Annotated in this window: 1 protein-coding gene; it reads right to left on the bottom strand. The window is 60.7% G+C overall.

Annotation, left to right across the window (positions count from 1 at the left end):
• Positions 1–448 (bottom strand): hypothetical protein (locus M3661_RS29880; RefSeq protein WP_251491299.1); only part of this gene is annotated, 448 nt, incomplete at both ends.

Genomic DNA, 448 nt, shown 5'->3' with positions numbered 1-448 from the left:
AGATACTGTCGCCCGTGGCGAAATCGAAATTTTCGCCCCGTGGCGTCCAGTACGCTGATTCCAGCGCAGTGATGGTGTCGACATCCATTTCCAGCCCCAGCGAGTTTCCGACATGCAGCAGAGCACCCGAGATAGTTCTGGCCGTTCCGGTTTCATAGGCGCGCGTGGCCACAACGTTTACGCGGCGGTCCGACTGCGCCGCCAGCTTCCCGCCCGTCTCAACGGTCACTGCCATCAGCGACACGCCGGGATAGGATGAAGGTCGTGTCAGCAGTCGCCCGCGCAGTGCCTGCCAGTACATCGAATCCCTGGCGTTGTTTGAGCCCTGCTCATTGCGCCGGCGACAGCGAACCTCTACCAGCCCTGGTGAGCTGAGGGTGATCCGCTCAGTGAATCCCAGCCCGTTGACGTTTTTAAGTGCATACTCTCCCTGGTGACTCACCCACCC

The organism is Paenibacillus sp. MER 180 (genome assembly GCF_023713665.1).
Classification (GTDB): Bacteria; Bacillota; Bacilli; order Paenibacillales; family Paenibacillaceae; genus Paenibacillus_B; species Paenibacillus_B suaedae.
The sequence above is the reverse complement of the archived record's forward strand: the minus strand, read 5'-3'. Positions and strand labels throughout refer to the sequence as shown.